The 13014-nt window shown below is 41.3% G+C and carries 10 protein-coding genes and 1 pseudogene; 5 read left to right on the top strand and 6 right to left on the bottom strand.

Annotation, left to right across the window (positions count from 1 at the left end):
- Positions 1-6 precede the first annotated feature (6 nt).
- Complete coding sequence (locus DW173_RS06630) at positions 7-879, top strand: aldose 1-epimerase family protein (RefSeq protein ID WP_120144078.1); 873 nt, start codon at positions 7-9, stop codon at positions 877-879.
- 170 nt (positions 880-1049) lie between these two features.
- Here the strand turns inward: DW173_RS06630 and DW173_RS06635 are convergent, their stop codons facing one another.
- On the bottom strand, positions 1050-2930 hold the full coding sequence (locus DW173_RS06635; protein ID WP_120144080.1) for a GH32 C-terminal domain-containing protein: 1881 nt from the start codon (positions 2928-2930) through the stop codon (positions 1050-1052).
- A 222-nt stretch (positions 2931-3152) separates the two neighbouring features.
- Between DW173_RS06635 and DW173_RS06640 the strand changes: the two genes are divergently transcribed.
- A complete protein-coding gene (locus DW173_RS06640; protein WP_120144082.1) occupies positions 3153-4175 on the top strand; it encodes a helix-turn-helix transcriptional regulator in 1023 nt (340 codons plus the stop codon).
- Between the two features lie 92 nt (positions 4176-4267).
- Here the strand turns inward: DW173_RS06640 and DW173_RS06645 are convergent, their stop codons facing one another.
- Entirely contained in the window at positions 4268-5113 is an 846-nt protein-coding gene (locus DW173_RS06645) for a patatin family protein (RefSeq protein ID WP_120144084.1), read from the bottom strand.
- On the bottom strand, positions 5094-7316 hold the full coding sequence (locus DW173_RS06650) for a cation:proton antiporter (protein WP_120144086.1): 2223 nt from the start codon (positions 7314-7316) through the stop codon (positions 5094-5096). The genes DW173_RS06645 and DW173_RS06650 overlap by 20 nt, the downstream gene beginning before the upstream one ends.
- Positions 7317-7500: 184 nt before the next feature.
- Between DW173_RS06650 and DW173_RS06655 the strand changes: the two genes are divergently transcribed.
- Positions 7501-8028 carry a hypothetical protein gene (locus tag DW173_RS06655; protein WP_004314253.1) on the top strand — a complete coding sequence of 176 codons (528 nt, stop codon included), beginning with the start codon at positions 7501-7503 and terminating at the stop codon, positions 8026-8028.
- Here the strand turns inward: DW173_RS06655 and DW173_RS06660 are convergent.
- Both DW173_RS06660 and DW173_RS24090 read right to left on the bottom strand, forming a co-directional pair.
- The gene (locus DW173_RS06660; protein WP_118195788.1) at positions 7992-8306 is read right to left on the bottom strand and encodes a hypothetical protein; all 315 of its coding nucleotides are present in this window, start codon (positions 8304-8306) and stop codon (positions 7992-7994) included. The genes DW173_RS06655 and DW173_RS06660 overlap by 37 nt on opposite strands.
- A pseudogene (locus DW173_RS24090) lies at positions 8293-8517 on the bottom strand (hypothetical protein); the annotation flags it as partial. The pseudogene DW173_RS24090 and the gene DW173_RS06660, both read right to left, overlap by 14 nt.
- Before the next feature lie 133 nt (positions 8518-8650).
- Between DW173_RS24090 and DW173_RS06670 the strand changes: the two are divergent.
- Complete coding sequence (locus DW173_RS06670; protein ID WP_004314251.1) at positions 8651-9835, top strand: aminopeptidase C; 1185 nt, start codon at positions 8651-8653, stop codon at positions 9833-9835.
- A 707-nt stretch (positions 9836-10542) separates the two neighbouring features.
- On the opposite strand, the gene DW173_RS06680 is transcribed toward DW173_RS06670, so the two are convergent.
- Positions 10543-11394, bottom strand: a complete 852-nt coding sequence (locus DW173_RS06680) for a helix-turn-helix domain-containing protein (protein WP_087323945.1) — start codon at positions 11392-11394, stop codon at positions 10543-10545.
- A 239-nt stretch (positions 11395-11633) separates the two neighbouring features.
- On the opposite strand from DW173_RS06680, the gene DW173_RS06685 reads away from it, so the two are divergent.
- Entirely contained in the window at positions 11634-12992 is a 1359-nt protein-coding gene (locus tag DW173_RS06685; RefSeq protein WP_120144087.1) for a DUF4925 domain-containing protein, read from the top strand.
- Positions 12993-13014 lie beyond the last annotated feature (22 nt).

Consider the following 13014-nt stretch of genomic DNA (forward strand, 5'->3'; position numbering starts at 1 on the left):
AACGACATGAAAACAATCTCCAACAAACAACTCACGATTCAAGTATCTCCTCACGGAGCTGAACTCTGCAGTATCGTCGCCAATGGAAAAGAATATCTGTGGCAAGCCGATCCTGCTTTTTGGAAACGCCACTCTCCTGTCCTATTCCCGATTGTAGGGAGCGTATGGGAAAATGAGTATCGGAATGAAGGGATTCCTTATACGCTTACTCAACATGGTTTTGCCCGTGACATGGAATTTACTCTTATTTCTGAAAAAGAGGATGAAGTGCGTTACTGTCTTGTTAATAATGAAGAGACTTTAAAGAAATATCCGTTTCCATTCTGTCTGGAAATAGGCTATCGCATTCAAGGGAAGCAAATTGAAGTTATGTGGGAAGTAAAGAATAGCGGTAAAAAGGATATGTATTTTCAGATTGGGGCACATCCAGCTTTCTATTGGCCGGAGTTCGATGCAAGCAATTCTGAAAGAGGGTTCTTCGGATTTGACAAGGAAAACGGTTTGAAATATATTCTCATTTCAGAAAAAGGATGCGCTGATCCTTCTACTGAATATTCTTTAGAGTTGACGGACGGATTATTACCACTGGACACGCATACTTTTGATAAAGATGCTTTGATACTGGAGAATGAACAGGTCCGTAAAGTTACCTTATATAATAAAGAGAAACAGGCTTATCTTAGTTTACATTTTAACGCTCCGGTAGTCGGTCTTTGGTCTCCACCTGCAAAGAATGCTCCTTTCGTCTGCATCGAACCTTGGTACGGACGTTGCGACCGCGCACATTATACTGGTGAATATAAAGATAAGGACTGGATGCAGCACTTACAACCGGAAGAGATATTCCAAGGAGGATATACAATTGAAATTGATGAATAATTGATGAATAAAAGTAGCTGCCGGATTTCACATCTGACAGCTACCAAACACCTAATTCTAATCTACAAAACCTAACTTATAAATCTAACCTATGAATCTTTAAAAAGCAATCAATACTTGTTGCTTTCACTGAATCTATGCAAACATCTATTGTGTAACTTCTATTTCTATTATAAACCCAACCGATACACATTGAATGAATCTACTTGAAATGAACCTCCTTTGCTATAAAAACACATACGGTTGTATGGTTCCGATGGAAAGATAAGATTAGTCATTGCTACCTTTCCTCCATTCAGGAATATTTCTACAGAACATTTATCAACAAAGACATCCAACGTATATTTATTCTCTTTCTTTATCGGTGCCCAGGTAGCTAATGCGAAATCATCTATATAATTGATGGAAGTCGTCTTTCTGCGGTCGTGAACCTCTATTTCATGAGGTACACTCTTCTTTCCGAAATCCACGATACCACTTTTCGTCCGGTCCATAACCAATCTCTTTTCCGGAAGATTGAAGTAGATATCCACCTTTTCCCCTTTATCATTAAAGAGACTGAATCCCATAATCTCCGCTTCTCCGGCGGTAATCTCCAATGCCAGTTCATAAGCACCATCATTATCAGCCAATAAAGAATCAATATGATAATCATTGTCAACCGTAAATGCCGGAATCTCTTTCTTTTCTTTTCGCAGAGTTTTTATCTCCGGTACCGGAGCTGCTGAAAGATAAATTTCACCGTCTTGTGTATAAAGACTTAACTCACGTGGCAAAGCGTTAGCACTACGGAATTGCTTTGTCGGAACAATATTACAATATTGCCAGTTACTCATCCAAGGAACAGCAATCGTCCGTTCTCCAGTGTTTGAGAAACAAACGGTAGCATAGTGATCTTTGCCCCAATCCAACCATTTCGTGACATTCGGCTGACTGTCACAACTGAATTTCATTCCATCAAAGTCTCCTGTAAAGTATTGAGTAGCACTTCCTCCGAAATAACATCCTGGATTGACATTCACTATCAATGCCCATTTCTTACGGTTCAGATCTCCATCCACTGGAAGTTCCACCATATCCGGACATTCAAATTGACAAGGCTGTACCCCGTATCCTTCTCCGAAGCTACTCATATAGTTCCAGTCCTTCAGATTCTTAGAGTCATAGAAACGCATTTCTTTATCGGCGGAGACAATCATTACCCATTTATCTTCCGATTCATACCGGAAAACTTTCGGGTCACGGAAATCTCTCAAACCATCCGCAGGGCACAAGATGGGGTTCTTCTCGTATTTAGTAAATGTCCGTCCATTATCCTTGCTAAAAGCAAGACATTGGATCTGCCCGTTTTTGTCACTGGCAGAAGTATAAAAAGCCAGGATACTCCCTGCTCCGTAACCCGCTACATTTTCCTGATCGACAATAGAGCTGCCAGAAAAGATATGTCCCAATGTATCACGGGCAATAGCTGGGGCCAAATGTTCCCAATGCATCAGGTCTTTGCTGACAGAATGTCCCCAATGCATATTTCCCCATTTAGAGCCGTAAGGATTATATTGAAAATACAAATGATATTCTCCATCTTTATACACCAATCCGTTGGCATCATTCATCCAGCCATAGAGAGGAGTATGATGATAAACAGGACGGAACTTTTCTGTATTGGTAGTATCAAATGTATCAGATAACTTGATTTCCTTCCAGCAAAGTGCATCCTTTGATTTATTACGAACACGGACCGTGGCAGTCTTCGCTCCGGTAGGCAAGGCAAATGGAACGAAATAGTCCACTTGAGTCTGTGCCAGACGAATATCCATATCGGTATCGGCAGCTTCTCCTGTATTGAGGAGAACCTGACTTTCCGCTGCTCCCTCTTCTATAGGAAGCAATATATAATTAGTCGGATTGGTGATGTGGATGACAGTCAGGCTATCGCTTTTCTGCTCCAAGGTCAACTTGCTTTTAGTCGTGTGGCAATAAGTCAGTCCGTAAGAGACTGCTAACGCAAGTATTGCACCTTTACATAGTTTCATCCAAGGGTTTGTTTTCATGGCAACAAAGTATTCCTAGTTTATACAAGCTTTTAATCTAAAAGACGAAGGCAAAGATAGGGGGTATCTTCGCCTTCGTCTATAAACTTTGTTTCAAAGGGTATCAAATTTGATACAAATCCTAAGAATTTTCTTTTATCATCCAAGAATAAAGACCTGTAACCTCTTTGTTTTCCTGAATTTATTTTTCTACTTTTGAAGCCAATCTTTATTCTTCTACTTATGCCAGCAAATAGAAATGCCTTAATCCGTTATAAAACAATTGATAACTGTCTGCGTAATCCTTATCGACGCTGGACGTTGGAAGATTTGGTAGATGCTTGCTCGGATGCTCTTTATGAATACGAAGGCATCGATAAAGGCATAAGCAAACGTACGGTACAGATGGATATACAGATGATGCGCAGCGAGAAGCTGGGTTATAACGCTCCGATTGTGGTGTACGAAAATAAATACTATAAATACGAAGATCCGGAATACAGCATTACACAAACTCCGCTGAACGAACAAGACCTGAAAACGATGTCGGAAGCCGTGGAAGTGTTGAGGCAGTTTAAAGGTTTCTCCTATTTTACGGAAATGAGCGATATTATCAACCGCTTGGAAGATCACGTTGCTTCTGCCCGGATGAAAACCACTCCTGTCATTGACTTTGAAAAGAATGAATCGTTGAAAGGACTGGATTATCTGGATACGATCTATCACGCGATTGTAAACGAGCATCCGATACAGCTCAAATATCGTTCATTCAAGGCACGTTCGGCCAACAGCTTTATTTTTTATCCTTATCTATTAAAAGAGTATCGTAACCGATGGTTCGTTTATGGTGTCAGAGGAAACGGACGGATCTTGCAAAATTTAGCTTTGGACAGAATACAATCATTGGAAGTTCTGCCACAAGAACATTACATAAAAAATACGTTCTTCGATCCGAACACGTTCTTCAATGATCTGGTAGGAGTCACTAAAAATTCCGGAAGCGTAGCGGAGAAAGTAGGTTTCAAGGTAGCCGCTGCCGAAGCACCTTACATCATAACCAAGCCTATACACCGCAGCCAGCAAGTGGTGGAAAGATTGGCTGACGGAAGTGTCATACTGGAAATTGAAGTCGTCATCAACCATGAGTTAGAACGAGTATTCTTCGGATATGCCGAGGGAATACAAGTTCTTTATCCGAAGACTCTGGTAGAATTGATGGGTAGGAAACTAAAAAAGGCTGCTGAACAATATACCCATTCAAAATGAAAAGGGAACACGTCCAATTATCCTATCTGACATTCAAGAAAAACAAAAAAGCATGTGAGATCCTGTCTATTGTTCAACTATGGAGAACTTGTTTATTCTTCAAGTAAGGCTCTCGCACATTCGTACCCTTCCTGATAAAACTCTGTCAACTTTTGCACATCTTTCTCGATGCGGTCTACGGCTACAGGTTTTAACGGGCGAATAACGATAATCTGTCCTTCATCCTCCATGCGCTCTACCATTTCCAACTGCTCATTATAAACAGCACACCGCCGACTTAACGCTTCGCGCAACTTCGGATATTTCCGATATACAAACGAAGGGATACGAATGTCTTTCGAATCTTTCCGATACCCCCGGTTACGGGTGAGTACCACAACATTTCTCGTGCAGCCATCCGTAATGGCTCTTTGCAAAGGAATGGAATCTACAATTCCTCCGTCGAGCATGGGAACCCCGTCAACATAAGTAATAGGACATACAAAAGGGAGACTGCTGGATGCGCGGACAATATCAATCACCCTGCGACTGTCTTTTTTCTCTTCGAAATAGTTGGCTTCTCCCGTGATGCAATTCGTAGTCACCATCACAAAACGTTCCGGTGAAGCAAAGTATGTTTCATAATCGTAAGGAAGAATATGTTCGGGGAACTCATTGAATAATAGATCAAAGTCCAATATATTACGCTTTTTGAACAAATGTTTCAGACCGATATAATTATACTTCTCCAACAAGTCAATGTTGCTGTACTTGGCACGTCCCCGTTGCCGTGATGCATACGACAACCCGTTGCACGCACCGGCAGACACTCCTATCGCATAGGGAAACCGGATATTGTGATCCATAAAATAATCAAGCACACCGCAGGTGAATACTCCGCGCATTCCCCCGCCTTCCAACACTAATCCCGTAGATTCATCAATTTTCAAATCCTTCATTTTTATCTCCCGTATTCTTATTCCGGCGGATTACCAGCAAAGATGACAATTCACGCATCACAGCCTCATCCTCGGATAATTTCGTATAAGAAAGATGGCTCATTATCAATAATCCGTCTTTCTCTTCAGTCACTAAATCTTCTACTCCCGCAAACCACACTATCATCGTTTGTTCCGGATAACGCACCTGCAAATCGTCAATGCGTCCACGGAACTCTTCATCGTCCGTATCAAAAAGAAAAAGACGCACCGAATGTCCGTTCTGCAACATCTTATCCAAATAGGAAAAAAGAAACAGATCAATCATTCCGCCAAGCACGAAACTGACTGTCGCGCCTTCCCGATACTGACGATTGACAAATACGGCCACCGGACACTTCACCTGCTCCATAATCTCATCAATCTTATCCCGGAAGAGCGTTAACCATAAAATTGCTCCCGGAGTTCCCGGCATATCCGAACGATAATGACTCCCGGCTCCCAAAAGTAGCATATCAGGATGTTCGTTACGGACAAAATGGATGATTTCCTGTACAAGTTTGTCTGTCACCCGATAATGGTTATCTACCTGGATATTCAATTTCGCTGCCTGTTGATTGAGCAAAGCAAAACTCTCGCTGGCATAATGTTCGGCATTCAACGGATTCAGATCCGTGCCCACCGTATAGTGTGCTGCAATCAAATGATTTTTCTTCAACTGCTTCCCAAATAACAAATCATAAATGGACAGCAACACACGCCCGGATTCCGGACGCCCGAAACAAAATATCAATTTGTGCTTCAAAGATAATTTTTCTTCCCGACGTACGAAAATATGTTCCACCAAATGAAGCAAAGGAGTAGTCATAAAGGTCGTAACTAGCGCCATAATGACTAAAATTACAAATATAGAAGGAGGAAGAACTCCCATTTCATAACCGATATTCAAAGCGACAAGCTCCATTAATCCCCGTGTATTCATCAATGTCCCTATCGTCAGACTATCCTTCCACGACTCACCCACCAAACGGGCGGCAATGGCACATCCACCCAGTTTGCCGACAACAGCAACCGTCACCAACAGTAAACATACCATCCACAACTCCGGACTGTTTATCAAACCGATTTCCGTGCGCAATCCGGTGAAGGCAAAGAACAGAGGTAAAAAGAATACTAATGAAATATCCTCCACCTTTTCCATCATCACCTTCCGGAAACCCAGATTGGACGGCATCACTACCCCTGCCATAAAGGCTCCGAACAGTGCATGAATACCAATAATCTCGGTCAGACAAGAAGAAATAATAAGAATGAGCAGAATAAATGCCACGAATGTTTTATTGATTGCTTCCTGGTTGGCATATACTTCTCCCACTTTCTTCAGAAACGGTCGAACAACCAAAAACATGACCGCAATATAGACAACTGCCAGCCCCACTGAATAAAGTGCACTGGCAAAACTTCCTGCTTTGGAGATAGCAATCACCACTGCCAACAGACACCAGGCTGTCACATCATCATTGGCAGCGGAAGCAATGGTCAGCGTCCCTAAAGGAGTCTTCGTCATATTCCGCTCCTGAATGATGCGCGCCAATACCGGAAAAGCGGTGATACTCATAGAAATACCTATAAACAAAGCAAATGGAAGAAACGGAGTTTGGGCAGCTGCATATTCTTCGTACACCCAGTAAGAAGACAAGATGCCCAGGAAGAAGGGTACTAGGATTCCGGCATGGCTAATCACCAGCGTTTCATTGATTTTATTTTTCAGTACACTGAAATCCAGCTCCATACCGATGACAAACATAAAAAGGATCAGTCCCACCTGACTCAACAGTTCAAGATTGGTAAGCGAGTGTGCCGGAAAAAGGAAATGAAAAGCATCCGGAAAGAAAAAGCCGAGTACGGAAGGTCCTAATACAATACCGGCAACAATCTCTCCAATCACTCCCGGTTGCCCGATCAGACTGAACAAATAGCCAAAAAGACGCACCATCAGCAGTACGGCTATAATCTGAATCAACAAGGTAGTGAGCGGATGATGAAGATTATCCTGTATAAACTGGAGAAACATAGTGAATGGATTCCCCTGTACTATGTTCTGCGCATTTACCGCATAGTGCGAAAACCGGTCACCCTCTTCAATAGCAACATAAATCAACCCTCCAAACAGGAGTAACATCAGTACATAAATGACATAATTCTTCCGGGCCCTGTTCCGCATAAACTTTATTTTTACGATTTGTGCATATTTATGGTAAAAACAAACGAAAAAGGCAGATAGTTTGGCGAAAATAACAAATTCTCAAACAAAATCTTGTTTTTTTGCTTCAATCTATGTAACTTTAGGCTAGCTTAATTGTTTAAGGAGGAAAAAATCAAAAAAGTCCTGCCCGCAGGCAAGCACCATGAGAATACAGTTTGAGATTAAAGAAAATTTGCCGGAAATTATCGAAGAAATCTTACACTCTGATAAGTGGCAAACTTCCGTGAAGGAAGAACTGAGCGGTCGGACGACCGTTGTGATCCGTGACCAAGCGTATGGTTCAGAAGCTACCATTGAAATTTATGCTACATCTATTGAAATCAAAACCGCATGGTCAAAGTACTCCTATCGTATATTTGTAACCAACGATATTGTATGGTGCGAATATAACGGTGCCTATCGTGGTCTGTTGGAACAAGTGCTCCTACCTACTATTACTCCTAAAGAAAACCTGCTCAATTCTGACGTGACTGAAAGTTCGCTCTACGGAAATGAGCATAAGAAATTGAGAGAGTATGCAGAAGATAACCTGAAACTGAAACAATTCCGCAGGGAAAACTTCAATGAACAGAAGAATGGAACCGCTCCATTCGATCATCCCAAGCGTGTGTATGATGAGTTTATCAAAGAAGATTATGTAGTAGCACCCAAAGAAGAAGAGAACAAATAATCTGTACTTAATGCTTTACCTTGTGCCATCGTATTGGCACTCCAGTGCCACCATATTGACACAGTCGTGCCAGTAAGGTGGCATGATTGTGCCAATAAAAAAGGTTGAACAATTATCAAACGCTCTCTCTCATAAATTTTATAGCCGTACCCACTACCTCCAACCCGGCTCACTTCCAAACGGTATCTATTTACCGGATGCACATACACATACATGATTCCCACTAAAAGCAGTAAGACAAAGCAACTAACACCTATTACTTTTTTATTTCTCTTCATATTCGTATGGTTTCAACTCCCAGGTATCATCGTAATAATAAGTGGAAGATCCTCCTGTAGCTATAATTCCCCGTTTTCCGGTAGAAAAACATACAGCTTTCGAGCGTGTGCTTCCTTCGAAATCGGTCAAATCCTCCCCATCCCACAGGTCTGTCAAAGGGTCGTAAATCCAGTAGTTAGAGCGGTAACTGCTTCCTGCAGTCTGTCCTGATCTCAATTTTCCTTTATCTTCCTCTGTGTCCTCTGCGTCCTCTGTGGTGAAATAATCTGTGTAAATCTGTGTAATCTGTGGTGAAACTTTCCTATATTTGTAGCCAAAACAATTTAATATTAATTTCATAGGAATGAAAAAGACAATCCTTATTGCTGCTTTAGGCTTGTTCAGCCTAAACATCATGGCACAAGATGCAAAACCTGAAGAAGGTTTTGTTTTCACGACAGTGAAAGAAAACCCGATTACTTCTATCAAGAATCAAAATCGTTCGAGCACTTGCTGGAGTTTCTCAACTCTCGGATTCATTGAATCAGAATTGCTTCGCTTAGGTAAAGGCGAGTATGACCTGTCTGAAATGTTTGTCGTACACAAAACGATGCAGGATCGCGGAGTAAACTATGTACGCTATCATGGTGACAGTTCTTTCTCCCCGGGCGGAAGTTTTTATGATGTAATGTACTGCATCAAGAATTATGGTATTGTTCCTCAAGAAGTGATGCCGGGTATCATGTACGGTGACACGTTGCCGGTACATAACGAGCTGGATGCTGTTGCTTCCGGTTACATCAATGCTATTGCGAAAGGTAAGTTGAGCAAACTGACTCCGGTATGGAAAAACGGACTAAGCGCTATTTATGATACTTATCTGGGAGCATGTCCGGAGAAATTCACATACAAAGGCAAAGAATATACTCCGAAGACTTTTTCTGAATCACTGGGATTGAACTGTGACGACTATGTATCACTGACTTCTTATACACATCATCCATTCTATTCTCAATTCGCAATCGAGATTCAGGATAATTGGCGCAATGGTTTATCCTACAACCTGCCTATCGAAGAGCTGATGGCTGTAATGGACAATGCTGTAAAGAAAGGTTATACCTTTGCATGGGGTAGTGACGTTAGCGAACAGGGATTCACACGTGACGGTATCGCCGTTATGCCGGATGTAAACAAAGAATCTGAACTTTCCGGTTCGGATATGGCTCGCTGGACCGGCCTGACTGCTGCTAACAAACGTCAAATGATGACAACCAAACCATACCCGGAAATCGACGTCACTCAAGAAATGCGCCAAGTTGCTTTTGACAATTGGGAAACTACGGACGACCACGGAATGGTAATCTACGGTATCGCTAAAGACCAAAACGGAAAAGAATACTTCATGGTGAAGAATTCTTGGGGTAAATCAGGCAAATACAATGGTATCTGGTATGCTTCCAAAGCATTCGTTGCTTACAAGACTATGAATATTCTTGTACACAAAGACGCACTGCCTAAAGAGATTGCTAAAAAACTGGGAATCAAATAAACGAGTACCCATCCTTTATAAATAAAAAGCCTCATTAGCTACAAATAGCTTCTGAGGCTTTTTTAAGCAGTTATTTTCCGGGATTACTCCATGTTATCGAAACAAAAGTAAGACTGCTGTTTTCTTCCTCCAAATAGAATCGACCAAAGAACGGATTTCAACGGTAAACAGTTTTGTTCTATTTTTAAGATTCTACCGTTTGACAGTGGCTATGAATCAAATCAAGCAGAGAATAAAATGCATAAATTAATGCAAGATTATACACATACAGCCCCTTATTATGCATAAATACAAGGAAAAACAGACGGTCTTTATGGTATAAATGCACCCTTGCTTTTAATGAAACGCAGGCTTGGTCGGTGAGAAACGCATCCTTGCTCACCGACCAAGCCAGCGTTCATCGGTGAGAAAGGATTTTTGGGCTGAAAGAAGAGCCATTTCTAAGTTAATTCACTTCAGAATCCATTGATTCTTTATATAGCAAATAGCTATATAATAGGAAAAGAATCATTCATTTACTCCGACTCTGAAAGCAAATAAGTACCAAAAGGATCTTCCATCAGCAAAGCGCTGTCTTTTCGCATTTCCCTGATACATATTTAAGCGATTTTTTATCAACCTCTTGCATACCGGCTCTGATTGACAGCAGGGAGAATGTATAAAACATCCCATTTTTATGTATAGTCCAATTTTAAGCAGACGCAGATTTATTTCTCGCGATATTCCAGCGGAGTCATCTTCACCTTTTTACGAAAGTATTTATTGAAAAAAGAATGATTGTTAAAGCCTAACGAGAAAGCTATTTCTTTCACCGGCAACCGGGTGGTTTTCAATTGGGCCTTCGCATTCATAATAATAATTTCTGTAATGATTGCCAACGGACTGTATCCGCTTGCCCGACGGATGGCACTTGAGAAATGTGCCGCAGTAACCCCACACTTCTCCGCATAAAACGCCACTTCATGCTCTTTGGTATAATGAACCATCAACAACTGTATAAACTGCCTGTACAACTCCTGTTCTCTTCTCAAAGGTTCATCGAGCTTCTTGCCATAGCGTTTATACAATTCTTTCGTTCCCTGCAAAAAAATAGCCAGTACGGAACGTATGATCTCTTTATTTTCTAATGAATGTGGGAGTGTATAAGCACGAATCAGTAAAAGATATACATTCCGGTATAAGCCGGCAACATCCTCTTGCAGAGAAATGACCGGACTGTTCAATATCATAGGCATAAAGTCCAGCAGGATTTCCACATAATTGCCCGAAAGCATAAAATCGGACGAGAAACCGGCAAAAGAAATACGGGTATCAGACGAAACTTCGTGTATCTGAATGAATGAATTAGGAAGAACAACGATGAAATCATTCTTACGAATGACAATCTCCAACAAATTAATGGTAGCTCTGACCATCCCTTCCGTACAAAGCACAAAGACACCGGCTTTTATTTTGCAGGGGAAATTACCATAGTAGTTTAAGATATCTCCGGTGATACTGTCATCTGCTATAAAATCAACCGGAAGGTCAAATTTAGGAAAGGATTCGTTCGTTGTCATCGTCAGTTCTTTTTTAATTTACCAAAAATATCCATTTCATCCGGATTCCGGGCAACAAGTTCAAAAATAGTATATTATATCCTACAAATAGAACATTATTTTCTTCTTTATTAGGATTGTATTTAAGAAAATAGCAAATATAGAATATTGAATCCCAAGAATGGAGCTTGACAGCAGTCACCTATTAGCCGTACTTTGCATCGTTTTAATAAATATGTTGAAATAAAACCTAGAAGAGAATGAGAACTTTAAAAAGACTTTTTTATGTAGCTTGTACGGCTTTCCTCCTTACATCTTGCGAGGAAACCTATAATGACAAGCTATTCTGGCCGGGTGAACTCTGCCAGGAGTATGGCTCATACATCAAACCGGCTACCTTAAACCTGACCTACAGCGGGGAGAAACTCGTTGGAAAAACTGTCGACTTTAAAACAGAAGACAGTGAAAAAGGAACCTTGACACTGAATGACATTATCCCGGGAGAAAAACAAACTCCTCTTCCAATCAGTCTGTGTGAACAGGAAGACTCTTATACATTTAGCGGCAAGAACATCACGATGGGAGGAGCAACCGTGACATATAGCGGTGCCATCACTCCGAAAACAATGAAACTAGATTTGGATGTAGTAATGCCGCAAAGTAAATGGGAGAAAAGTTATAGCATATCCAATTTCACTAAAGGAAAGAAAATGACTGTCACCTACAGTGGAGGACAGTATATATGGAAAGAAACGAATGAAATCTTAACCGGAGGATTCTATGTCCATCTGGATGATGTAGAACTTACCAAAGCGGGCAGTACACTGTTTTTAAGGATGAAACTGATTCAAAATGCACTTTGCTATTTCATACCGCAACTTCTTCAGACAATCACCCTACAGCCCGACGGTAACCTTGTAGCCAATTATACGACGAGTCCGGTCTACATCGGCAGCGTACCGATCAATAACATAGATCCGGATAAAGATGTTGGTACCATCGCAACATTTGTCACCAAGTTTATGATTGGTTTACTGACGGAAAAAGATATCAATAATGCATTGACAGACCGTACGTGGACCGCTTCACCAATTAATCTAATCACCTGGACAGAGGAGAGCGGTAGACTTAAAATAAACCTGAACTTACCGGCAATTATCAGTCTGGCAACCAAGGACGGTGAAACTCCTATCGATTCAGGACTGGTTTCCGGAATTATGGAAGCTCTTGCCCAATCCAATCCTGTGCAACTGAAACTGTTGCTCGGAATCGTAAACTCCATGATCGACAATCCACTACTCGGTATCATAACCAGCATGGATACGGCGAACTTCCAGCAGGTATTCTACTTACTGACTGAAGGAATTATCTTTCATATTGAAGAGGAAGACGGACATACCCATCTTTACTTAACCAAAGAGTCGACAACTGCTTTCATTCAGTTATTGCCCGGACTGCAACCGATAGTGGAAGGAATGTTGCCGGAAAGCATGGCTAACAATACTGTATTTAAAAACCTGCTCGGACTTCTCATGGGAAATGACGAAAACGGTCTGCCGGTTTTATGGAATGCAGCCAATACTATTGACCTAGGATTGGATCTTCTGCCACAAGAATAAACATCAACTATGAATATCAAAA

This window comes from Bacteroides sp. AM16-13 (genome assembly GCF_003602705.1).
GTDB lineage: Bacteria > Bacteroidota > Bacteroidia > Bacteroidales > Bacteroidaceae > Bacteroides > Bacteroides xylanisolvens.